Origin of the sequence: Brevibacillus borstelensis, assembly GCF_037834415.1 — a bacterium.
Lineage (GTDB): Bacteria > Bacillota > Bacilli > Brevibacillales > Brevibacillaceae > Brevibacillus > Brevibacillus borstelensis_A.
The window spans coordinates 1-758 of sequence record NZ_JAUMSJ010000108.1 but is presented as its reverse complement, the minus strand read 5'-3'; the positions used below and the strand labels follow the sequence as shown (position 1 = coordinate 758).

At 42.1% G+C, this 758-nt stretch carries 1 pseudogene; it reads left to right on the top strand.

The window, feature by feature from the left end:
• Positions 1-249: pseudogene (locus tag Q3F21_RS27170) on the top strand (hypothetical protein); the annotation flags it as partial.
• Positions 250-758 lie beyond the last annotated feature (509 nt).

Genomic DNA, 758 nt, shown 5'->3' with positions numbered 1-758 from the left:
TTGATAAAACGGATCACCGAGGACAATATAGAAACATACGTTCCAGTTGAGGCGGTTGAAAACGTGGGAAGTAAAAAGAACGATATTTTTGGTTCAATGAGATTTCTGTTACCTGAGCATCGGGAAATGTATTTGCGGATCAAAGAAGAGGAACGCCGCGCGTTATTTTGCTGGCAGCGGGGTGCTGTTGGCCACATGCGGATCATCCAGCGGAGGCAAGCCATCGGCCGATGTAAAAGCAGCGGATGAACTAGCGTTGCAATATGTTCATGCCAGCAGTTGAGGGGAATGATGAGCTTTTTAGTAAAATTCTATCACCTATAAGATTCTGGAAAAAAACTATCACGCTAATCCGGGTTTTATTGAAAAGATGGGGGAGCGGTATAGCATCAATCGTTTTGAAAAGGAGCCAACTAAACAAGGCAGTTTGCATTATATCGTGGTTTATTATATGGCGAATCATAATGGAGACGCTAAGGACTAAATATACGACCAGCTTTTCAGCTACATTTTCAGCAATCTTTTCCTTGAGGGAACCTAACCTATACAAGCGGTGATTTTCAGGATGGCATGTTCTACTTCTTTCCCGCTTGACCGGATCTGCATAAACTCCTCTCGCTGCTCTGCCGTCAATAGCTCTTTACCCCTCATCGAAAAGCACCTTCCGTTATAAAAGTTCCATTTAATACAAAATTATTGACACCGTATTTTTAAAGGTGTTATATTGGCGTAATACCCATTAGCATGGGTCTATTTTT